We start from the raw sequence: 21,049 nt of genomic DNA, 5'->3' as shown, positions 1-21,049 counted from the left end.
ACAAATTTTGTCGACAAAATTTGCAAATTCCGCACACGGAATTTGCACCGCGAGAGGAGAACGAGGACAATGTTCGATCTGACGGGAAAGACCGCCCTGATCACCGGCGCGTCGGGCGGCATTGGCGGGTCCATCGCCAGGGCGCTGCACGGCGCGGGGGCCACCGTGGGCCTGTCGGGCACCCGGGTTGCGCCGCTCGAGGAACTGGCCGCCGCCCTGGGCGACCGCGCCCACGTCCTGCCCTGCAACCTGGGCGATGCCGAGGCCGTCACCGCGCTGCCCAAGCAGGCCGCCGAGGCGATGGGCAGCGTCGACATCCTGGTCAACAACGCCGGCATCACCCGCGACAACCTCTTCATGCGGATGTCGGACGACGAGTGGCAGAGCGTCATCGACGTGAACCTCACCTCGACCTTCCGCCTCTGCAAGGGCGTGCTGCGCGGCATGATGAAGGCGCGCTGGGGTCGCATCGTGAACATCTCCTCGGTGGTGGGCGCGACGGGCAACCCGGGGCAGGGCAACTATGCCGCCGCCAAGGCCGGCATGGTCGGCATGTCCAAGTCGCTGGCCTACGAGGTCGCCAGCCGCGGCATCACCGTGAACGCCATCGCCCCCGGCTTCATCGAGACGGCGATGACCGACAAGCTGACCGATGACCAGAAATCCGCGATCCTGACCCAGATCCCCACGGGGCGCATGGGCAGCCCGGAGGAGATTGCCGCCGGCGTGCTCTACCTGGCCAGCCCCGAGGCGGCCTATGTCACCGGCACCACGTTGCACATCAATGGCGGCATGGCCATGCTTTGACAGGCAAAGCGGCTGTTGCAGTGCAGCATGGGAAAGCGTTTGCCATCACCGCCGCCTGTGCTATAGGCCGCGCAGATTCCAGCCGGTTGCCCGCGTTGCGGGCCGCCGGTGCGCCCGGAGGGCCGGGAGATCGAGCCGCCCGTGAGGGCACCAGACGCCACGCCGCGGGGCAGGGCAAAATGGGCCGAAGGGTCCGACAGACTTGTGAGGAACAGACATGAGCGACATCGCAGATCGGGTTAAGAAGATTGTGGTCGAGCACCTGAGCGTTGAAGAAGAGAAGGTGACGGAATCGGCCTCGTTCATCGACGATCTCGGCGCTGACAGCCTTGACACCGTGGAACTGGTCATGGCCTTCGAGGAAGAGTTCGGCATCGAGATCCCGGACGACGCGGCCGAAACCATCCAGACCTTCGGCGATGCGGTGAAGTTCATCACCGACGCACAATAAGCGTCCCCGTCGGACGACCAGACAGGAACGGCGTGCCCCCGGCGCGCCGTTTTCATTTGTGCGGTGCGACCTTGACCCGCATCAAGGTCCGGGTCTTCGCGCTTCGGCAGGCTGAGGGCTGGTCTTGGCGGTTCGCGGGGAGAGCCCGGACCATGATGTCGAGAAGGGCCCTGATGGGATCGGTCTTCGCACTCGTGGCGCTGGCCGAGCGGCCCCCGTCGACGGCCTACCGCCCCTTGTGCCGGCGCATCGCGGCGCGGTGCTGGGCGGGTTCCCGGAAAACGCGTTGCCCTGGACCCACCCCGGCATCGTGCCTGGCATCGACGGGGTGCAGGTCAATCCGCAGCTGACCACGGACGGGCAGTAGGTCCCGATGCGCGACCAAATGCTGAACCGGATGACCGATGCCGAAACGGTCTTTCCGGCGGGGCCGCCCGGGGGGCGGACACGTGCGGCGCGGGGCGGCAAGGATTTCATCCGCAACGACCGGCTTGCGGTTATCCGCTAGCTGCGGCTCGGGCCCGGCCCGGACGGCGTGGCCCACCCGGTGCCGACGCTTGGCGCGGCGCTCGATCTCGTCGGGGGAGGGATGCTGGTCAGCCTTGGTCTCAAGACCTATGAGGTGGACAGTCTTGCGGCCGCCCCGGCAGGGCATGACGCGGACTGTTCCAGCTCCATGATCCGGGCACCGACCAGAGCAAACTGCGTGCGCTGGTCGAGGCGACGAGTCTGGGCGTGGGGGTGGCGCTGCAGCGGTCGCGCGATGTCCTGTCCGATCTAGATGCGGTCGCGGCGCAGCTGGGGCCTCACCCGAAGATGGTCATGCTGAAGTCCCGCGAAGCGACCCCCGAGGTGCTTGCCCGGGCAAGGGCGTTGGACCTGGCGGTGGTGATCTCGGGCTGGGCATTGGGCGAGGATTTCGCGCTGGTCGAAAGGGGCGATCCGGCGCCTTGGCGGGCGATCCTCGACCAGGGGTTGTCGGGGCTCACCGATCACCCCGAGGCCCTGCTTGCCTTCATCGGCCGCCAGGACGAGTCCCCTCGCTCAGCCCGCCGCCTTTTCCGCCGCCTTGGCTGCGTCCCACAGCGCGTCCATCTCGGCCAGGTCGCTGTCCTCGGGGCGCCGCCCCTGGGCGGCCAGCGCCGCCTCGATCGACCGGAACCGTCGGGTGAACTTGGCGTTCGCGGCCCGCAGCGCGGCCTCCGGGTCGATCCCCATGTGCCGGCCCAGGTTGGCCATGACGAACAGCAGGTCGCCGAATTCCTCGAACCGCGCCGCGTCGTCGGGTGCCTGGCGCAGCTCGTCCATTTCCTCGCGCAGCTTGTCCATGACCTCGTCGGTGCTGGGCCAGTCAAAGCCCACCCGCGCCGCGCGCTTTTGCAATTTCACCGCCCGCAGCAGCGCCGGCAGCCCCTGCGCGACGCCGTCCAGCACGCCCTGCTGCGCCTTTTCGGCGCGCTCGGTCGCCTTGATCGCTTCCCAGTCGCGGGTCTGCTGCTCGGCCGACTTGTCGCGGCTCTCGTCGCCAAAGACATGCGGATGCCGCGCCACCATCTTGTCGGACATCCCATCCGCCACCTCGTCGAAGGTGAACAGCCCCGCCTCCGTCGCCATCTGCGCGTGAAAGACCGACTGGAACAGCAGGTCGCCCAGCTCGCCCTTCAGTTCGTCCCAGGCCTCGCGCTCGATCGCGTCGGCGACCTCGTAGGCCTCTTCGATGGTGTAGGGCGCGATGCTGGCAAAGTCCTGTTCCAGGTCCCAGGGGCATCCCCCTTCGGGATCACGCAGCCGGCGCATGATCTCCAGCAGGCGCGGCATGCCGCCGTTCGGGTCGTGGATCAGATCGTCGCTCATCGCGCCATGCTCCCTTGCGTCGGGGCACAGGGATGCAGGAACCCGCCGCCGGAGTCCAGCGGCGGCGGGCGTCGTCGCGGGTCCTGCGGGTCGTGTCGCGCAAGACAAGGGCGGGGCCGGCCCGGGTGGCATCCGGGTTTCTCGGGTCGCACGGTCCGGGGCGGATTGCGCGAGGCAGGGCGTCGACCTATCTCGAGCCTGTGTTTGACCCGGAGGCTGCCCTGCCGCCCGGTCCTATCCATGCTGCCCGCACCAGGGCGCAATGCGAACCGCGAGGACGATTCAGATGCCGATCATCAATTCCATTGCCGACATGGCCGACGAGATGGCCGGCTGGCGCCGTCACCTGCACAGGCACCCCGAACTGAGCCTCGACTGCCACGAGACGGCGCGCTTTGTCGCCGAAAGGCTGCGGGGTTTCGGTGTCGACGAGATCCACGAGGGCATCGCCACCAGCGGCCTGGTCGCCGTGATCGCGGGGCAGGGGCCGGGGCCGGTGACGGGCCTGCGCGCCGACATGGACGCGCTGCCGATGACAGAGGAGACGGGCGCGCCCTGGGCCAGCACGGTGCCGGGCCGGATGCACGCCTGCGGTCACGACGGCCATACCGCGATGCTGCTGGGCGCGGCCAAGTACCTGTGCGAGACGCGCCGCTTTACCGGCCGCGCCGTGCTGATCTTCCAGCCGGCCGAGGAAACCATCGGTGGCGGCCGCATCATGGTCGAGGAAGGCATCATGGAGCGCTTCGGCATCGAGGAGGTCTATGCCCTGCACACCGATCCCTTTGGCACGCTGGGCGAGTTCCGAACCTGCCCGGGGCCGATCATGGCCGCGGTGGACGATTTCGAGATGGTGGTGAAGGGCAAGGGCGGGCACGCCGCCTACCCGCATGCCTGTGTCGACCCGATGCCCTGCGCGCTGGCCATCGGTCAGGCGCTGCAAACGGTCGTCTCGCGCAACGCCGACCCGCTGGGATCGCTGGTCGTCTCGCTGACCATGATCCACGGCGGTACCGCCTTCAACATCATCCCCGAGAGCGTCCGCCTTGCCGGCACCGTGCGCAGCCTGACACCGGAGGTGCGCGACATGGCCGAACGGCGCATCGCCGAGATCGTGGCGGGGCAGGCGGCCTCCTACGGGGTGACGGTCGACCTCGACTACCGGCGCAACTACCCCTCCACCATCAACCACGCCGCACAGACCGGCTTTGCCGCCGCCGTCGCGCGCGAGGTGTCGCCGGACGTGATCGAGGATCTGCCGCCGGAAATGGGGGCCGAGGATTTCTCCTACATGCTGGAAAAGCGCCCCGGCGCCTTCCTGTTCCTGGGCCAGGGAATCGGGCCGTCGGTGCACCACCCGGCCTTCGACTTTAACGACGCCGCCGCGCCCTATGGCGCCAGCTTCTTTTCCCGGCTGATCGAAACACGGCACGCCCGCTGACATCCGGCGTTTCAGGGGTATTTATCCAGAGAAGAAACAGGGGCGCGCGCCATCAGTCCGCCGTCGGCTTGGGCCCTTTCCTTCGCCTGTCCGAAAAGGCAGTCTGCGCGCAAAGGAGACTGTGCCATGCCCATCGTGAATTCCATTGCCGCGCTCGAACCGGAGATGACCGCCTGGCGGCGGCACCTGCACCAGCACCCGGAACTGGGGTTGGAGTGCCACAAGACGGCGGCCTTCGTGGTGGACAAGCTCAAGAGCTTCGGCATCACCGAGATCCACACCGGCCTTGCCCGCACCGGCGTCGTCGCCATCGTCGAGGGCCGCGCCCCGGGCAAGACCATCGGCTTGCGCGCCGACATGGACGCGCTGCCGATGCAGGACCTGTCGGGCACCGAGCACGCCTCGACCGTACGGGGCATGGCGCACACCTGCGGCCATGATGGCCACACCACCATGCTGCTGGGCGCCGCGAAATACCTGGCCGAGACGCGCAATTTCTCGGGTCGCGTCGCGCTGATCTTCCAGCCGGCCGAAGAGAACGAGGGCGGCGGGCGCATCATGGTCGAAGAGGGCATGATGGACCGCTTTGCCATCGACGAGGTCTACGGCATCCACAACTCGCCCGGCCAGCCGGTGGGCCACCTGTTGACCAACCGCGGCGCGCTGCTGGCCGGCGTGGACGAATTCACCATCCACATCAAGGGCCGCGGCGGCCATGGCGCGGTGCCCTTCCAGACCCGCGACCCGGTGGTCTGCGCCGCCGCCATGGTGCAGGCGCTGCAGACCATCGTCAGCCGCAACATCGACGCGCTGGACCGGGCGGTGGTCAGCGTGACGCAGATCCACACCGGATCGGCCATGAACATCGTGCCCGACAGCGCCATGCTGAACGGCACGGTCCGTTACTACGACAAGGCGGTGCAGGCAGTGGTCAAGGAGCGCATGGCCGAGATCGCCGAATACCAGGCCAGGAGCTTTGGCATGACCGCCACGCTCGACTACGCCGAGGGCTACCCGCCCACCGTCAACCACCCCGCGCAGGCGGAATTCGCAGCCTCTGTGGCCGAAGAGGTGGTCGGCGCCGACGCCGTGTCGATCGACTGCCCGCCGATCATGCCGGGCGAGGATTTCGCCTACATGCTCGAGGCGCGGCCGGGCGCCTATCTCTTCCTCGGTCAGGGCGATACGCCGGTCTGCCACCACCCGCAGTACGACTTCAACGACGCCATCGCCCCCGTGGGGGCCAGCTTCTTTGCCCGCCTCGTCGAAAAGGCGCTGCCGCTGCCTGGCTGACCGGCGCCCCGTGTTTCTTCTGGCCAGAAATATCCCGGGGGTGAATTGGCCGCAGGCCAAGAGGGGGCAGCGCCCCCTTGCCCCGTTTCCACAAGGACCTGATCCATGAGTCTCGAAGACGCCAAGCAGCAGATCGACCACGCCTTCACCCGGACCGACCTCAAGGGGTCCTCGTTCGAGAACGTCTTTGCCGGCGCCGCCTCCTTCCTGCGCCGCAAGTACACCAAGGACCTGGCCGGGGTGGATGTCGCCGTGACCGGGCTGCCCTTTGACCAGGCGGTGACCAACCGGCCCGGCACCCGGCTGGGGCCGAGGGCGATCCGCGAGGCTTCCCTGCTGCAACCCTGCGACGCGCCCTACGGCTGGGGCTATGACGTTCTGAGCGAATTCGCCATCGCCGACTATGGCGACATGCCCTTTGACTATGCCCGCCCGGCCGAGGTCTGGGACCGGATCACCGACCACGTGGGCGGAATCCTCGATGCGGGCGCGGCCTGTGTCGTGCTGGGCGGCGACCATTCGGTGACCTTCGGCTGCCTGAAGGCCCATGCCGAACGGCACGGCCCGCTCAGCGTGATCCAGTTCGACGCGCATTCCGACACCTGGACCGATGACGACATGACCCGCATCGACCACGGCACCTTTCTCTACAAGGCGGCCAAGCTGGGGTTCGTCGACCCCGAGCGGTCGGTCCAGATCGGCATCCGCACCGACAATCCCGACACCCACGGCTTCAACATCCTCGACGCCCGCGCCGTCCACCGCAACGGACCGGAGTGGGTGGCTGAACGGGTGCACGAGATCGTGGGCCAGCGGCCCTGCTACCTGACCTTCGACATCGACGCGCTGGACCCGGCCTTTGCGCCCGGCACCGGGACGCCGGTCTGGGGCGGGCTCAGCAGCCACCAGGCGGCGGTGATCCTGCGCCACCTTGCGGGCATCGACCTCAAGGGCGGCGACGTGGTCGAGGTCTCGCCGCCGTTCGACACCACGGGGGCCACGGCCATCGCTGCCGCCCATGTGGCGACGGAAATCCTCTGCCTCTGGGGCTGGACCCGGCGCAAGGGATGAGCGCGCGGCGCTCTTGCGATACCTTGGCTTTCAGAATCGGGGCCGGGCATGGCATGCCCGGTCCATGTCCCGCCCCGGCTGAAAGAGGTTCCCCTTGCGCATGCTCTTGCTGATCGTTGTCCTGCTTGCCGCCGCCGGCCTGGCCTGGATCCGTCTGGCACCTTCGGACCCGGCGCGCTGGCACGTCGATCCGAAGGTCACCGCCGACCAGGACCTGGCCGACGGGGTGCGGCGGCGCATTCCGGGCGGCGAGGGCGTGTTTGACCGCCTGAACGCCATCGTCCTGGCCACCCCGCGCACCGAGGTGCTGGCCGGCAGCCCCGCCGAAGGGCTGGTGACCTACATCACCCGCTCCAGGTGGATGGGCTTTCCCGATTACACCACGGTCAAGGATAGCGGCGAGGTGCTGGAACTCTGGGCGCGGGCGCGTTTCGGCCAGTCCGACATGGGCGTGAATCGCGCGCGGGTCGAAGGCTGGCTGGGCGAACTGGGACAGGAGTGAGGGCGGGCGGGGCGCTCAGACCTCGCCGCCGGCGATCTGGATCGCCTGGCCATTGACGCTGGCCGAATTCGGGTGGCAGAGCCAGACTGCGGCCTGCGCCACTTCCTCGGGCGCGATCAGGCGGCCATGCGGGTTGACGTCCACCATGACGGCGCGGGCCTCGGCCTCGGACCAGCCGGTGCGCTCCATGATCGAGCCGACGTTGTTGGTGACGATGTCGGTGTCCACGTAGGCCGGGCAGAGCGCGTTGAAGGTGTAGGGCTTTTTCGCGTAGTCCGCCGCCAGCCCCCGGATCAGCCCGATCAGCGCGTGTTTCGACGCGGTATAGGTCGGCGCGCCTTTCAGCCCGCGCAGCCCGGCGATCGAGGACACCGCGATCACCCGGCCCCAGTCCGTGCCGGACATCGAGCGCAGGCATTCGCGGATCGTCAGGAAGGCACCGTCGAGGTTCGTCGCCATCATCGTCCGCCAGAAGGCCATGTCGGTCTTGAGCAGCGCGCGGCCCTCGGCGATGCCGGCGTTGGGCACGCAGATCTGGATCGGCCCGCGCTCGGCCACCGCCTCGGCGACGCCGTGGCAGACCGAGGTTTCGTCCATCACGTCCATCGACAGCGGAAAGATGTGCGGCCCGCGCGCCGCCTCCAGCCGGTCGACGTTGCGCCCGGTGATCGTGACCGTGGCGCCCTCGGCCGCCAGCGCCCGCGCGATGGCAAGACCGATGCCGCTTCCGCCGCCGGTGACCAGCGCGTGTTTTCCGTCCAGCATGAAACCCTCCCGTGTTGTCCGCAGCCTACAGGCGCGGCGGGCTGTGACAAGTGGTCCGCGAAGGCCGCTTGGCAATGCTATTCACGCATGCGAATATGTCCCTGTTTTTCTGGGAGGAACTCCATGACACGCATTTCCCTGGTTCCGGGTCTCGCGCTTGTCCTTGCCGCCACCGTGGCGGTACAGGCCAGCGAGGACATCGCCGACAAATACCCGCAATCCGAGCTTTACGACAAACCCTACGAGGTGATCCCGCATGTCTTTTCGGCGATCGGCGCGACCGCGCCGCCGACCTACGAGAACTCGGGCCACAACAACAACCTGAGCTTTGTCGTGACCGACGAAGGCGTGGTGGTCATCAATGGCGGTGCCTCTGCCCGCCTGGCGGCCGCGCTGCACGACGAGATCAAGGCTGTCACCGATTTGCCGGTCAAGCTGGTGATCAACGAGAACGGCCAGGGGCACGCGATCCTCGGCAATTCCTACTGGGCCGACCTGGGGGTCGATATCCTGGCCCACGTGGAGGCCATCGAGGAGATCGAGACCAACGGCGATTTCATCTTGCAAGGGATGCGCGGCTATAACCAGGACAAGGCCGAGGGCACGCGCGTCGTGGTGCCCAACATGTCGTTCGAGGACGAATACGCCTTTACCCTGGGCGGGGTCGATTTCCACGTCCTGCACCTGGGGCCCGCGCACGGGCCGGGCGACACGCAGGTCTGGATCCCGCAATGGGGCATCGTGATCGCCGGTGACATCGCCTTTCACGAGCGGATGCCGCCGATCTTTGGCGACACCTGCACCAGTTGCTGGATCGAGACCTTTGACGGCCCCTTCACCGGGCTGGGCGCGACCTACGTGATCCCGGGCCATGGACATCCGACCAACATGGCGCAGGTGACGCGCTATACCACGGACTACCTCAAGGACCTGCGGGAGAAGATCCGGGTGCATATCGACGATGGCGGCGACCTGGCCGGAGCCTACTACGTCGACCAGTCGCAGTGGGCGCACCTGGACACCTTCGAGGAACTGGCGACCAAGAACGCCGGCCGCGTCTTCGAGGAGATGGAGTGGGAATGACTTCGCGAAGGCGAAGTCATTCCGGTGGGCAAAGGTGCCTTTGCAAAGCAAAGGTCACCAGCCCACACGGTGCAATTCCGGGTGCTCAGGCTCAACGCAAGCTCCGTCTTGCGCGGCCGGTGGGCAAGGGTGTCTTTCGCGCAGCGAAAGATCACTGGCCCACGCGGTGCCATTCCGGGTGAGAACGGTGAAGGCGCAAGCCCCGGACAGCGTGGCCTGAACGGTTTCGGGAGAGGGGGGCGCTGCCCCCGCCGCCCCTTGCGGGGCGCCTCCCCCGAGGTATTTTGAAAACCAAAGAAGCAGGAAGCCGCGCAGATGCTGAAATGGATCGACATGCCGCCGGTCTGGCTGGCCGGAGCGCTTGCGCTCGCATGGGTGCAGAAGACGCGGTACGGGTTCGGGCTGGGCTTTGGCCCGGTCTGGGCGGACCTGCTGGGCGGCCTTCTGGTGGGCGGCGGGCTGATCCTGCTTGCGCTGGCCATCTACGAGATGCGCCGCCACCGCACCACGGTCGTTCCGCACATGGAGGCCGATCGGCTGGTGACCAGCGGCATCTTCAAGCGCACGCGCAACCCGATCTACCTGGGCGATTCGATGATCCTGCTGGGGATGATCCTGTACTGGGACGCGGTGTTGGCGCTCGCGCTTGTGCCGGTCTTTGTCTGGGTGATCGAAAAACGCTTCATAGAGCCGGAAGAAGCGCGGTTGCGGCGCAAGTTTGTTGCCGAATTCGCGCGGTACTCGCAACAAACGCGAAGATGGCTTTGAAAACCTCCAAAGCTGTGGTTTAGAACCGCTCGTCGAGGTTGTCGGGCTTAGGTCAGCCCTGTAGACCCATCGCCAAGTCGGTGCCGTCAGGGCATCGGGCACGGAATTCCTGAATAAGGGGGATGAGAAACGTGAAAATCGGGACACCAATGGAGGTCGAGGCCGGGGAAAATCGCGTCGCGATGACTCCGGACTCGGCGCGCCAGCTCCAGAAGCTGGGCTACGAGTGCCTCATCGAAACCGGCGCCGGCAAGAAAGCGGGCTTTTCCGATGCCGACTACCAGGCCGCGGGCGTCACCGTGGCAGAGTCCGCCGCCGATCTCTGGGCGCAGTCGGACATCATCGCCAAGGTCCGCATTCCCACGCTGGACGAGCTGGACCACCTGTCGCCTGAAAAGACGCTGATCACCTTCTTCAACCCGGGCGGCAACCAGGAAGGCCTGGACAAGGCCAAGGAGAAGGGCGCCAACGTCATCGCCATGGAGATGGTGCCGCGGATCAGCCGCGCGCAGAAGATGGACGCGCTGTCGTCGATGGCCAACATCGCCGGCTACCGCGCGGTGATCGAGGCGGGCAACAACTTTGGCCGATTCTTCACCGGGCAGATCACGGCGGCGGGCAAGGTGCCCCCGGCCAAGGTGCTGGTGGTCGGCGCCGGTGTCGCGGGTCTGGCCGCAATCGGCACCTCGACCTCGCTGGGCGCCATCACCTACGCCTTTGACGTGCGTCCCGAGGTGGCCGAACAGGTCGAGTCGATGGGCGCCGAGTTCGTCTACCTCGATTTCAAGGAAGAGCAGCAGGACGGCGCGGCCACCGGCGGCTATGCTTCGGTCTCCAGCCCGGAATTCCGCGAAGCACAGCTGAAGAAGTTCCGCGAACTCGCCCCGGAGATGGACATCGTCATCACCACCGCGCTGATCCCCAACCGCCCCGCGCCCAAGCTGTGGCTCGAGGACATGGTCAAGGCGATGAAGCCCGGCTCGGTGATCATCGACCTCGCGGCCGAACGCGGCGGCAACGTCGAAGGCACCGTCAAGGACGAGAAGGTGGTGACCGAGAACGGTGTGACCATCATCGGCTACACCGACTTCCCGTCGCGCATGGCCTCGCAGGCCTCGACGCTGTACGCCACCAACATCCGTCACATGCTGACCGACCTGACGCCCGCCAAGGACGGCAAGGTCAACCACAACATGGAAGACGACGTGATCCGTGGCGCGACCGTCGCCTATCAGGGCGAGATCACCTTTCCGCCGCCGCCGCCGAAGGTCCAGGCCATCGCCGCGGTCAAGCGCGAGAAGCCCAAGGAACTGACACCGGAAGAAAAGCGCGCCAAGGAAATCGCCGCGTTCAAGGCGCAGACCCGGCAGCAGGTCACGCTGCTGACGATCGGCGGCGGCCTCCTGCTGCTGGTGGGCCTCGTCGCCCCGGCCAGCTTCATGCAGCACTTCATCGTGTTCGTGCTGTCGGTCTTTGTCGGCTTCCAGGTGATCTGGAATGTCAGCCACTCGTTGCACACCCCGCTGATGGCGATCACCAACGCCATTTCGTCGATCATCATCCTGGGCGCGCTGATGCAGATCGGCTCGGGCAGCGGGCTGGTGATCGTGCTGGCCGCGCTCTCGGTGTTCATGGCCGGGATCAACATCTTCGGCGGCTTCCTCGTGACGCGGCGCATGCTCGCCATGTTCCAGAAATCGTGAAGGGGTAGGGAATTATGGACTTCGGATTCACGACAGCGGCCTATGTGGTCGCAGCCGTCCTCTTCATCTTGTCGCTGGGCGGCCTCTCGGGCCAGGAAAGCGCCAAGCGCGCGGTCTGGTACGGCATCTTCGGCATGGGGCTGGCGGTCTTTGCCACGCTGATCGGGCCGGGCTCCGGCCTCTGGGTGCTTTCGGTCATCCTCGTCGCCGCAGGCGGCGTGATCGGCTACATCGTCGCCAAGCGCGTCCAGATGACCGAGATGCCGCAGCTGGTCGCCGCGATGCACTCGCTGGTCGGCCTCGCGGCGGTCTTTGTCGGCTACAACGCGCACTTCGAACTGGGCCGCGTCATGGCCATGGACGACACCGCGCGCCAGGCGCTGCACGGCTTTGCCGAGCTTCTGGCGCACAAGACCGGCGTCGAGCAGAACATCCTGCGGGTCGAACTGTCGCTGGGCATCTGGATCGGTGCGGTGACCTTCACCGGCTCGATCGTCGCCTTCGGCAAGCTGGCGGGCAAGCTGACCTCGGCCGCGACCAAGCTGCCGGGCGGGCACATGCTGAACGCCGGCGCGGCGCTGATCTCGGCGCTCTGCCTGTTCTGGTATCTCGGCTCGGGTGGTTTCTTCCCGCTGCTGATCCTGACGATCATGGCGCTGTTCATCGGCTATCACCTGATCATGGGCATCGGCGGCGCCGACATGCCGGTGGTGGTCTCGATGCTGAACAGCTACTCGGGCTGGGCGGCGGCGGCGATCGGCTTCAGCCTGGGCAATGACCTCCTGATCGTGGTCGGCGCGCTGGTCGGTTCCTCGGGTGCGATCCTGTCGTACATCATGTGCAAGGCGATGAACCGGTCGTTCGTCAGCGTCATCCTGGGCGGCTTTGGCGGCACCGGCGGACCGGCGATGGAAGTCACCGGCGAGCAGATCGCCATCGACGCCGACGGCGTCGCCTCGGCGCTGGAAGAGGCCGACAGCATCATCATCATCCCGGGCTACGGCATGGCGGTGGCGCAGGCGCAGCAGAACGTGGCGGAACTGACCCGCCGCCTGCGCGCCAAGGGCAAGGACGTGCGTTTCGCCATCCACCCGGTGGCCGGCCGCCTGCCGGGCCACATGAACGTGCTGCTGGCCGAGGCAAAGGTCCCGTACGACATCGTCATGGAAATGGACGAGATCAACGAGGATTTCCCGGACACCGACGTGGCCATCGTCATCGGCTCGAACGACATCGTGAACCCGGCAGCCCAAGAGGACCCAAACTCGCCCATCGCGGGCATGCCGGTCCTCGAGTGCTGGAAGGCCAAGCAGGTCTTCGTCTCCAAGCGCGGCCAGGGCACCGGTTATTCGGGCATCGAGAACCCGCTGTTCTACAAGGACAACACGCGGATGTTCTACGGTGACGCCAAGGCATCACTGGGCGAGCTCCTGAACCGCATCTCCTAGGGCGGTGGCGGGTTTCCGCCACCCATTCGACGCTGACAGAATCAAGGGCTCGCCGGACCGGCGGGCCCTTTCTAGTCTGCAGGGAAACAATCGGGGGACAGCGTATGGAACCGGCGCTTCAGATCAATTCGGTGTTCCGGGGGGCGGGATGGCAGATCGTCAAGCCGCTGGAGCCGCTCGCCCCTTCGGCGCTGGCCGAGGATCTGGCCCAATATGCCAAGGGACCGATGGTGGTGGCCTTCGGGTATTTCGACGACGGCACGGGGGACCGGGACAGCGGTGAATTCCGCATCTGCGCGGTGCGCGGGCAGGCGTGGCAGACGCCCGTCGCAGCGCTCAGCCTGCGTGACGCCAACATGGCGCTGGACCTGTTGCGGCAGATGCCGGGGTTATTGGGCCGGCTTGGGCACCTGTAACCCTGCCGGCCGGTGCGCAGCGTCCGGCAGGACGTCGGCGTGGCGTGCGACGCAGCGCGCGATCAGGCACCCGATGGACGGGTCGGACAAGCCGTGAAACCCCAGCGTCTCTTTTTCGGTCCTGTATACTTCCGCCTGTATGCCATCGTCCGCTTCGGCCAGGTTCTGATAGATCCGCGCATATCCAAAGGCCAGGTCGCCCGGCGCGTAGACGCTGACCGTCTTGCGGTACGAATACGAGGTGTTCTTTTCCCGCACGACGCTGCGCATGTTGCCAAAATCCAGCTGCAAATCCTCGATATCGCTCAGATCGGCGATCTCGTGCATGTCGGGCCGGTACAGCGGATCGCCAAGATGGGAGGCCAGGTGTTGGCTGATTGAAGTTCTGCAAATCACGCCCGAAAAAACCGAGACGACGAGAGAGCTGTCGCGCATGTAGTACCTGTCGATGGACATGGCGTTCCTCCAGCCGGGAAACCGGCCTTTACCTTTGGAGCCGTACTGAACCGGGTCCCCTTTGCCCGATCAAGCGGTTTCTCCGGGGAATTATTTGTGTCCAGGGTACATGACGTCCGCCGATGCGGCAAACGGCGTCGCCCCCAAGGGGGGTGGGTGCCGCGCGACCGCGTCGATTGGGGAGGCGTCATTCAGGGTTTGCAAATGAGGAGGTTAGCTGACTTTGCACATCTTCTCAAAGCGCCCTTGCGGCGGCGCAGCAAGTCGGGCAAAACAGACAGGGCAGACAGATGACAAGGGGGGACCCCATGAACCTGACGATGAACCGCTCCGTGCTGGTCGAGGCTTTTGGCGCCAACGAGGGCGCGGCGCTGCGCCTCAAGCAGGTGGCGCTGGTGGCCTTCGGCATCCTGATGCTGGCCGTGGCGGCCAAGATCAAGGTGCCGATGTGGCCGGTCCCGATCACCATGGGCACCTTTGCGGTGCTGACCATCGGCGCGGCTTATGGCGCACGCCTGGGTCTGGTGACCATCCTTGGCTACATGATCGTCGGCGCGCTGGGCTATGACGTCTTCGCCGGCTCCTCGGCCGAGAAGGTCGGGCTGGAATACATGATGGGCGGCACCGGCGGGTACCTCGTGGGCTACGTGGCGGCCACCGTTGCGCTGGGCCTTTTGGCGCGCGCCGGCTGGGACCGCACCGCGCCGAAGATAGCCGGCGCCCTGCTGATCGGCAACGCGCTGATCTACGTGCCGGGCCTGATCTGGCTGGGCATGCTCTACGGGTGGGACAAGCCGATCCTGGCCTGGGGCCTGACCCCTTTCCTGCTGGGCGACGCGATCAAGCTGGCGCTGGCCGCCGTGCTGCTGCCGCTGGCGTGGAAGGCCGTGGGCCGCGCGCGCGGCTGATCCTCTCCGGGAACGCATCAGAAAGGCCGGGCCCCGCGCCCGGCCTTTTCATTTGCGGTAGAGCCAGCCCAGGCAGAGCGGCGTCAGGAACATCGGGAATTGGTAGGCCGCAAGGAAGGGCAGCAGGGGCGCGGCCTGCTGCGGCGACAACGCGGCAAAGAACAGCGCGAGGTTGCGATTCCCGGCGATCAGCGCGATGGCCCCGGCCTCGGCCCGCACACCGCGCCGTTTCAGCCAGAACCAGGTGCCGATCTGCGACAGGTAGTTCAGCACAAAGGCAAAGGTGATCCAGCCCAGGATCACCCCCGGCCGGTCGGCCAAGTCGTCGCGCAGCGCGGGCATCAGCCCGATGACAAAGACGCCCAGCGCCAGCGCCGACAGCCCGTCCAGCTGCTGCAACGTCCGCGCGCCCGGGCTTGGCATCACCGCGCGGCGGACCAGCAGGCCAAGGCCCCCCGCCACCGCGATGATGAGCGCCAGCCGCAGCGCTGCCCAGACGATGGGGCCGATGCCCGAGGTGCCGAACAGCAGCACCAGCGCGGGCAGGGAACTGAGCGGCACCAGCGCGGTGCCCCAGATCATCAGCCGCATTGCCGTGGCCGAATCCAGCCCCAGCAGCGCCGCGACGTTCGGGCTGGAGACGATCGACGGCGCGCTGAGCACCAGCACCATCGCCAGCGCCCAGAGGTGGACGATCTGCCCGGTCAACGTCAGCACCAGCGCCGCCAACAACGGCATCGCCAGTTGCAACGTCAGCGCCTGCCGCACCGACCGACCCGGCCGGTGCAGGATGCGCGCCGTTTCCTCCGGGCTCAGCCGCAGCGCGCCGAGGAACATCAGCATCATGATCAGCGGCACCAGCCCGTGCGACAGCCATTTGGCCAGCCCCGGCAGCAGCGCCGCCACCACGAGGCCCCCGGCCATGACCCACTTGGCATGGCGCCCGGCCAGGATCAGCGGGTCCATCAGGGGCGTTGCCGGATCGTTTCGGGCAGCCAGGTGGCCAGCTCGGGCCAGACCACCAGGATCACCACCATGACCAGCATCAGCCCCACCATCGGCACCGCCGTCTTGGCGATGTAGCCGATCTGGTGGTTGGTCATGCCCTGCAACACGAAGAGGTTGAAGCCGATGGGCGGCGTCACCTGCGCCATTTCCACCACCACGACGATGAAGATGCCGAACCAGATCACGTCGATCCCGGCCTGGCGGATCATCGGCTCGACGATGGCCATGGTCAGCACCACGGACGAGATGCCGTCAAGGAACATGCCGAGGATGATGTAGAACACCGTCAGCGCCGCGATCAGCGTGATGGGTGACAGCTCCATCCTGTCGATCCAGCCCGCCAGCGCCCGCGGCAGCCCGGTAAAGCCCATCGCCAGCGACAGGAAGGCCGCGCCCATCAGGATCAGCGCGATCATCGCCGAGGTGCGCGTGGCGCCCATCAGGCTCTCGAAAAAGGTGCTGCTGTTGAGCGAGCCTTGCAGCCCCGCCAGCAGCAGCGCGCCGATCACGCCCACCGCCGCCGCCTCGGTCGCCGTGGCCCAGCCGAAGTACATCGAGCCGATGACCGCAAAGACGAGCAACAGCACCGGGATCAGGAAGCGGCTTTCGGCCAGCATCTCGCCGAACGACATCTTTGGTTCGCGCGCCGCGCGCTCTTGCGGGCGCAGGTAGTGCCAGCCGATGATGTAGCTCATGAACAACAGCGCCAGCACGAGGCCGGGCAGGATGCCGGCCATGAACAGCTGGGTGATCGATTCGTTGATCGACACCCCGTAGACGATCAGCGTCAGCGAGGGAGGGATCATCAGGCCCAGCGTCGCCGCGCCCGCCAGCGTGCCGATGATCATGTACTCCGGGTAGCCGCGCGCGCGCAGTTCCGGGATCGACATCTTGCCCACCGTGGTCAGCGTCGCGGCAGAGGACCCCGAGACTGCGGCAAAGACCGTGCAACCGGCGATGTTGGTGTGCAGCAGCCCGCCGGGCAGGCCGCGCATCCAGGGCGCGAGGCCGCGGAACATGTCCTCGGACAGGCGCGTGCGGTACAGGATCTCGCCCATCCAGATGAACAGCGGCAGGGCGGTCAGCGTCCAGCTGGAGGACGAGGCCCAGATCGTCGTCAGCATGGCGTCGCCGGCGGGGCGGGTGGTGAACAACTCCATCCCGATCCAGGCCACCCCCATCAGCGCAAGGCCGACCCAGACGGAGGAGCCCAGCAGCGCGAACAGCGCAAACAGGAAGATCAGCGTCGCGCCCAGTTCGGTCATTCCACCGCCTCCGATACGATGGCGGTCTGCCCGGTCACGACCAGCCGCGAAAGATGATCCCACAGGCACAGGGCCAGCAGGATGGTGCCCACCGCCATCGGCAACTGCGGCAGCCAGAGAGGGGTAAAGACCCAGCCGGTGCCGCGTGTCGCCCAGACCTCGGCCCAGTGCCACGGCCAGGTGCCCAGCATCGACACCGCCGCCAGCAGCCATTCCGGCACCTTGTCCTGGCCCTGGGTGCGGTCGTTCAACATGACCGAAAAGCCGATCGCCTTGATCGCGTAGCGGGCAAAGAAGGTCGCCGTCAGCGCGCCGATCAGCATGGCGAAGGCGTCCAGCCAGAAGGCGGTAAACCGGTTCATGTTGAGAAAGACCGACACCCGGATATGCCCGCCCCGCGTCAGCGTGTAGGCCAGCGCAAAGAACGAGGTCGCCGCCATGGCGTAACCGGCATAGGCGGTGGAGCCGGGAAAGGCGATCGAACTCCAGCGCGCGATCATCTGCCCGACGATCAGCAGCAGAATGGTGATCATGCCCACGGCGGCGATCATCCCGCCGGCCAGGTACACCCGGTCCAGCAGCCGCCAGACCGGCCGCAGCAACGGCTCGGCCTGTTGGCGGAACAGCCCCGCCAGGATCACCGTGACGGTCGGAAGGACAAAGAGCCACAGCCACAGGGGCAGGCCCAGGTAGGGTCCGAAATCGCGCATGCCGGTCCTCGTGCACAAGTGCCCCGGCCCGCGACGGGCGGACCGGGGAGAGCGGTCAGGCCGCGCTTACTGGTTGTAGGCGTCGAGGATCGCCTGACCGGCGTCGCCGGTCTGGGCCAGCCAGTCATTCAGCATGCCGCTGCCGATTTCCTTCAGTTCGGCCACGAACTCGGGGCTGGCCTCGGTCACCGACATGCCGTTCTCGGCCAGCTGGTCGTGATACCAGTCGGCCAGCTCTTCGGATTTGGCGGCGCAGGCGGCGCCGGTCTCGTCGGCGGCCTTCTGGATGGCGGCCTGGGTGTCGGCGTCCAGCCCGTCCCACACGCCCTTGTTCACCATGACGTAGTTGCGCGGCAGCCAGGCGTTGACCTTGTAGTAGTGGCTCAGGTGCTCCCACACCTTGCGGTCATAGCCGGTGGACCCGGACGAGATGAAGGCCTCGGCCACGCCGGTGGCCAGCGCCTGGCTCAGTTCGGCGGCCTCGACCTGCACCGGGATCATGCCCAGCTTTTCCGCGATGGTGGCGGTGGCGGCGTTGTAGGAGCGGAACTTGACCCCCTGGGTGTCGGCGGAGCCGTTCACCTCCTTGTTGAAGTAGAAGCCCTGTCCCGGCCAGGGGCAGGTGTAGAGCGTGACCAGGTTCTGGCCTTCCAGCGCCTCGCCCACCGCGCCCTTGGCCGCCTGCCACAGCTTTTCGTTGTCGGCGTAGCTGGAGGCGATGAAGGGCAGGTTGTCCCAGGCAAACAGCGGGTCCTCGTTGGCGTGGCTCGACATCAGGCGTTCACCGATCGGCACCTGGCCGGTCTGGATCGCGCGCTTGATGTCGCCGCCGCCGAACAGCGACCCGCCGGGGTGCACGGTGATGTCGATGCTGCCGCCGGTGTAGTCGCGCACCTTGTCGGCAAAGACCACGCCGAACTCCGAATGATAGTTCGAGGCGGCATAGGCCATCGGCATGTCCCAGCTTTCGGCCTTGGCGGCGGTCGCGGCGCCAAGGGTCAGCGCGGCTACGGCGGTGAGGGTGGTGAACTTCATTTCTCTGTCTCCCTGTTTTCTTTTTCGGCAGGTCCTACACCCGGCGGTCGGCAGCGTACGGGGACAGGTCCTCGTTCACGGTCGCGCCGGTCATCATCTGCGCCAACCAGCGTCCCGTTTTTGGCCCGCCCGTCAAGCCCACGTGATGATGACCGTAGCCCAGCCAGACATTCGGCAGGCGCGGCGCGGGTCCGATGACCGGCAGCGAATCTGCCGTGGCCGGGCGGTGGCCCATCCATTCCGTCGTGTGGCTGTAGGTCAGGTCGGGAAAGATCCGCGCCACGCTGCGGCGCATCAGGTCAAAGGGCGCGCGCGAGGGCGTCGCCTTCAGCCCGCCGAATTCGACGATGCCCGCCGCCCGCAAACGTCCCTGCATCGGGGTCGCCACGAACTTGCCCGCCGCCACCATGACCGGCCCGCGCAGGGTGAGGTTGGGGTCGTGAAACTCGACGTGGTAGCCGCGCTCGCTTTCCAGCGGCACGGTGATGCCCAGGTCACGGGCGATGGCGCCCGACCAGGCCCCCAGCGTCAGCGCGAATCCATCCGCCGCGATCTCGCCCTGATCGGTCAATGCCGCGACGGCGCGGCCGCCCTCGGCGCGAAAGCCGCTGACCGTGGCGGTGACTTGTGTGCCGCCGCTCTCGGTGAAATGGGCCGCCAGCGCGCGGACATAGGCGCCGGGATCGGTGATGAACCCGAGCCCGGTACAATTCACCCCGAACCCAAAGCGTCCCGTCAGCGCGGGATCGAAGGCGGCCAGCGCCTCGGCGTCCATCTCGTGAAAGGGCAGGCCGCGCCGCCGCTTCAGCTCCCAGCCAAAGGCGTCCTGTTCATAGGCTGCGCGCGACTCGTAGCCGTAGACGTAGCTGCCGGGCCGGATGTACTCCGCCGCCGCCGTCCCCGCCGCCAGGGCCGCGTGCTGGTCCGGGCTGTCGTGCAGCAGCGTGGTCAGCCCTTGCGAGATGCGCTCTACCCGGTCGGCTCGGCCATAGGGCAGATAGCGGGCGAGGAACGGCAGCAGGCGGGGCAGGTAGCCCCATTTCAGGAACAGCGGCTGGTTCGGGTCGAACAGCATTCCCGGCGCCTTGCGCAGCAGCCCGGGCACCGGCACCGGCACCACCGCGATGCTGGCCAGCACGCCGCCGTTGCCCTGCGAGGCACCCGCCGCCGGGCCTTCGCGGTCGATCAGCGTCACCCGGACGCCCCGCCGTTGCAGCCAGAGCGCCGTCGAGACGCCGACCATGCCCGCGCCGATCACCGCAACATGCTGAGGGTCCGCCATCTTTCTCTCCCCGAGTGTCAGGCGGAGACTGGACCTGATACGCCCCCCTGCGCAAGATGCCGTATGCGCCCCGCGCGCAGGGAGACCCCATGACCCAGACACCCGCCCCGGTCGGCATCCTGATGCTCGACACGCGGTTTCCGCGCATCCCCGGCGACATCGGCAACCCGGCGTCCTGGCCGTTTCCGATCCTGACGCGCAAGGTGGCCCGCGCCTCGCCCGACCGCGTGGTGCGGCGCGATCCGGCCGCGCTGCTGCCAGACTTCATCGCGGCGGGGCAGGCGCTGGTGACCGACGGCGCGGTGCTGGTCACCACCTCCTGCGGGTTCCTGTCGGTCTTCCAGCACGATCTGGCCGCCGCGCTGCCCGTCCCGGTGCTGACCTCGGCGCTGTTGCAGGTGGAGACCGTGAACCGCCTGCTGCCGCCGGGCCGGCGCGCGGGGATCCTCACCATCTCGGCCAGCACCCTGTCGCCGCGCCACCTGGCCCTGGCGGGTGTGCCCGAGGGCACACCCATCGGCAGCACCGAGGGCGGGTCGGAGTTCACCCGCGCCATCCTGGACGATGAGGCACAGCTGGACGTGGTCAAGGCGCGGGCCGACCTGCTGGACGCGGCGACCGCGCTCAGGGCGGATCATCCGGACCTGGGGGCCATCGTGCTGGAATGCACCAACATGGGGCCCTACGCGGCGGACATCCGGGCGGCCACCGGGCTGCCGGTGTTCTCGATCCTGACCTTCGTGTCCTGGCTGCACATGGGGGTGCAGCCGCCGGCGTTCTGAC

23 protein-coding genes are annotated in these 21,049 nt (G+C 67.2%); 15 read left to right on the top strand and 8 right to left on the bottom strand.

Translation table 11 applies throughout. The features are described from left to right. Positions 1 to 69: 69 nt before the first annotated feature. The 4 genes from fabG (at position 70) to MAA8898_RS27135 (ending at position 1,766) form a co-directional block, all read left to right on the top strand. Positions 70 to 807, top strand: a complete 738-nt coding sequence (gene fabG / locus MAA8898_RS23620; protein WP_094023489.1) for a 3-oxoacyl-ACP reductase FabG — start codon at positions 70 to 72, stop codon at positions 805 to 807. A 217-nt stretch (positions 808 to 1,024) separates the two neighbouring features. After that, on the top strand, positions 1,025 to 1,258 hold the full coding sequence (locus MAA8898_RS23615) for an acyl carrier protein (protein WP_094023488.1): 234 nt from the start codon (positions 1,025 to 1,027) through the stop codon (positions 1,256 to 1,258). 238 nt (positions 1,259 to 1,496) lie between these two features. Then, positions 1,497 to 1,625, top strand: a complete 129-nt coding sequence (locus MAA8898_RS27140; RefSeq protein ID WP_281252916.1) for a hypothetical protein — start codon at positions 1,497 to 1,499, stop codon at positions 1,623 to 1,625. Positions 1,626 to 1,631: 6 nt separating this feature from the next. Further along, positions 1,632 to 1,766, top strand: coding sequence for a hypothetical protein (locus tag MAA8898_RS27135; RefSeq protein WP_281252915.1), 135 nt, complete (start codon positions 1,632 to 1,634; stop codon positions 1,764 to 1,766). A gap of 536 nt (positions 1,767 to 2,302) precedes the next feature. On the opposite strand, the gene mazG is transcribed toward MAA8898_RS27135, so the two are convergent. Continuing rightward, complete coding sequence (gene mazG, locus MAA8898_RS23610) at positions 2,303 to 3,112, bottom strand: nucleoside triphosphate pyrophosphohydrolase (RefSeq protein WP_094023487.1); 810 nt, start codon at positions 3,110 to 3,112, stop codon at positions 2,303 to 2,305. A gap of 286 nt (positions 3,113 to 3,398) precedes the next feature. Between mazG and MAA8898_RS23605 the strand changes: the two genes are divergently transcribed. The 4 genes from MAA8898_RS23605 to MAA8898_RS23590 all read left to right on the top strand — a co-directional run bounded on the left by MAA8898_RS23605 (position 3,399) and on the right by MAA8898_RS23590 (position 7,419). Then, the gene (locus tag MAA8898_RS23605) at positions 3,399 to 4,553 is read left to right on the top strand and encodes a M20 aminoacylase family protein (protein WP_094023486.1); all 1,155 of its coding nucleotides are present in this window, start codon (positions 3,399 to 3,401) and stop codon (positions 4,551 to 4,553) included. Positions 4,554 to 4,679: 126 nt separating this feature from the next. Continuing rightward, positions 4,680 to 5,846 (top strand): M20 aminoacylase family protein, encoded by a 1,167-nt coding sequence (locus MAA8898_RS23600; RefSeq protein WP_094023485.1) that lies wholly within the window; start codon positions 4,680 to 4,682, stop codon positions 5,844 to 5,846. A gap of 105 nt (positions 5,847 to 5,951) precedes the next feature. Further along, the gene (gene speB, locus MAA8898_RS23595; protein WP_094023484.1) at positions 5,952 to 6,917 is read left to right on the top strand and encodes an agmatinase; all 966 of its coding nucleotides are present in this window, start codon (positions 5,952 to 5,954) and stop codon (positions 6,915 to 6,917) included. A gap of 100 nt (positions 6,918 to 7,017) precedes the next feature. Then, positions 7,018 to 7,419 (top strand): DUF1499 domain-containing protein, encoded by a 402-nt coding sequence (locus tag MAA8898_RS23590; RefSeq protein ID WP_094023483.1) that lies wholly within the window; start codon positions 7,018 to 7,020, stop codon positions 7,417 to 7,419. 15 nt (positions 7,420 to 7,434) lie between these two features. On the opposite strand, the gene MAA8898_RS23585 is transcribed toward MAA8898_RS23590, so the two are convergent. Then, a complete protein-coding gene (locus MAA8898_RS23585) occupies positions 7,435 to 8,184 on the bottom strand; it encodes an SDR family NAD(P)-dependent oxidoreductase (RefSeq protein WP_094023482.1) in 750 nt (249 codons plus the stop codon). A 123-nt stretch (positions 8,185 to 8,307) separates the two neighbouring features. On the opposite strand from MAA8898_RS23585, the gene MAA8898_RS23580 reads away from it, so the two are divergent. The 5 genes from MAA8898_RS23580 (at position 8,308) to MAA8898_RS23560 (ending at position 13,602) form a co-directional block, all read left to right on the top strand. Further along, positions 8,308 to 9,267 carry an MBL fold metallo-hydrolase gene (locus tag MAA8898_RS23580; protein WP_094023481.1) on the top strand — a complete coding sequence of 320 codons (960 nt, stop codon included), beginning with the start codon at positions 8,308 to 8,310 and terminating at the stop codon, positions 9,265 to 9,267. Between the two features lie 315 nt (positions 9,268 to 9,582). Further along, positions 9,583 to 10,035 (top strand): methyltransferase family protein, encoded by a 453-nt coding sequence (locus tag MAA8898_RS23575; protein ID WP_094023480.1) that lies wholly within the window; start codon positions 9,583 to 9,585, stop codon positions 10,033 to 10,035. A gap of 131 nt (positions 10,036 to 10,166) precedes the next feature. After that, positions 10,167 to 11,738: a Re/Si-specific NAD(P)(+) transhydrogenase subunit alpha gene (locus MAA8898_RS23570; protein ID WP_094023511.1), complete on the top strand. Its 1,572-nt coding sequence runs from the start codon at positions 10,167 to 10,169 to the stop codon at positions 11,736 to 11,738. 14 nt (positions 11,739 to 11,752) lie between these two features. Next, a complete protein-coding gene (locus tag MAA8898_RS23565) occupies positions 11,753 to 13,186 on the top strand; it encodes an NAD(P)(+) transhydrogenase (Re/Si-specific) subunit beta (protein WP_094023479.1) in 1,434 nt (477 codons plus the stop codon). A 104-nt stretch (positions 13,187 to 13,290) separates the two neighbouring features. Beyond that, positions 13,291 to 13,602, top strand: coding sequence for a hypothetical protein (locus MAA8898_RS23560; protein WP_094023478.1), 312 nt, complete (start codon positions 13,291 to 13,293; stop codon positions 13,600 to 13,602). On the opposite strand, the gene MAA8898_RS23555 is transcribed toward MAA8898_RS23560, so the two are convergent. Continuing rightward, entirely contained in the window at positions 13,576 to 14,058 is a 483-nt protein-coding gene (locus MAA8898_RS23555) for a hypothetical protein (RefSeq protein ID WP_094023477.1), read from the bottom strand. The genes MAA8898_RS23560 and MAA8898_RS23555 overlap by 27 nt on opposite strands. A 308-nt stretch (positions 14,059 to 14,366) precedes the next feature. On the opposite strand from MAA8898_RS23555, the gene MAA8898_RS23550 reads away from it, so the two are divergent. Beyond that, on the top strand, positions 14,367 to 14,966 hold the full coding sequence (locus MAA8898_RS23550) for a biotin transporter BioY (RefSeq protein ID WP_094023476.1): 600 nt from the start codon (positions 14,367 to 14,369) through the stop codon (positions 14,964 to 14,966). A gap of 48 nt (positions 14,967 to 15,014) precedes the next feature. Here the strand turns inward: MAA8898_RS23550 and MAA8898_RS23545 are convergent, their stop codons facing one another. The 5 genes from MAA8898_RS23545 to MAA8898_RS23525 form a co-directional block, all read right to left on the bottom strand. Continuing rightward, positions 15,015 to 15,932, bottom strand: coding sequence for a hypothetical protein (locus MAA8898_RS23545; RefSeq protein ID WP_094023475.1), 918 nt, complete (start codon positions 15,930 to 15,932; stop codon positions 15,015 to 15,017). Further along, complete coding sequence (locus MAA8898_RS23540) at positions 15,932 to 17,239, bottom strand: TRAP transporter large permease (protein ID WP_094023474.1); 1,308 nt, start codon at positions 17,237 to 17,239, stop codon at positions 15,932 to 15,934. The genes MAA8898_RS23545 and MAA8898_RS23540 overlap by 1 nt, the downstream gene beginning before the upstream one ends. Beyond that, positions 17,236 to 17,949, bottom strand: a complete 714-nt coding sequence (locus tag MAA8898_RS23535) for a TRAP transporter small permease (RefSeq protein ID WP_094023473.1) — start codon at positions 17,947 to 17,949, stop codon at positions 17,236 to 17,238. The genes MAA8898_RS23540 and MAA8898_RS23535 overlap by 4 nt, the downstream gene beginning before the upstream one ends. Positions 17,950 to 18,015: 66 nt before the next feature. Further along, positions 18,016 to 18,984 (bottom strand): TRAP transporter substrate-binding protein, encoded by a 969-nt coding sequence (locus MAA8898_RS23530; RefSeq protein ID WP_094023472.1) that lies wholly within the window; start codon positions 18,982 to 18,984, stop codon positions 18,016 to 18,018. Between the two features lie 34 nt (positions 18,985 to 19,018). Continuing rightward, complete coding sequence (locus tag MAA8898_RS23525) at positions 19,019 to 20,368, bottom strand: FAD-dependent oxidoreductase (protein WP_370738640.1); 1,350 nt, start codon at positions 20,366 to 20,368, stop codon at positions 19,019 to 19,021. Here MAA8898_RS23525 and MAA8898_RS23520 point away from each other — a divergent pair. Next, positions 20,356 to 21,048 carry an aspartate/glutamate racemase family protein gene (locus MAA8898_RS23520; protein ID WP_094023470.1) on the top strand — a complete coding sequence of 231 codons (693 nt, stop codon included), beginning with the start codon at positions 20,356 to 20,358 and terminating at the stop codon, positions 21,046 to 21,048. The genes MAA8898_RS23525 and MAA8898_RS23520 overlap by 13 nt on opposite strands. The last annotated feature ends 1 nt before the right edge of the window (position 21,049 follow it).

Origin of the sequence: Antarctobacter aquimaris (genome assembly GCF_900184945.1) — a bacterium.
GTDB classification, from domain to species: Bacteria; Pseudomonadota; Alphaproteobacteria; order Rhodobacterales; family Rhodobacteraceae; genus Maliponia; species Maliponia aquimaris.
The sequence above is the reverse complement of the archived record's forward strand: the minus strand, read 5'-3'. Positions and strand labels throughout refer to the sequence as shown.